The 339-nt window shown below is 35.7% G+C and carries 1 protein-coding gene; it reads left to right on the forward strand.

Annotated elements, in window-relative coordinates:
• Positions 1-26: 26 nt before the first annotated feature.
• Positions 27-339 (forward strand): rhomboid family intramembrane serine protease (locus AOA59_RS00230; protein WP_256592986.1); only part of this gene is annotated, 313 nt, incomplete at its 3' end.

Genomic DNA, 339 nt, shown 5'->3' on the forward strand with positions numbered 1-339 from the left:
CTCCAATATTTTTACATGGTTCAATGATGCACATGCTATTCAATTCTTTTTCTCTCGTCTTGTTTGGACCTGCGCTTGAGAGTATGTTAGGTAGGTTCAGATTTTTTACTGCATATTTCGCTGCGGGTATTTTAGCAAATATCGTTACGTTTTTACTTGAAGGACCTATGTACGCACATCTTGGTGCATCTGGGGCAATCTATGGACTTTTCGGAATATATCTTTACATGGTTTTAGTTCGAAAAGATCTTATTGATCCAGGAAGTGCACAGTTAATTATTACAATCATGATCATCGGTGTGATTATGACATTTGTTAATCCAAATATTAATCGTATTG

This window comes from Pseudomonas sp. 2822-15 (assembly GCF_002742515.1).
Lineage (GTDB): Bacteria > Pseudomonadota > Gammaproteobacteria > Pseudomonadales > Pseudomonadaceae > Aquipseudomonas > Aquipseudomonas salomonii.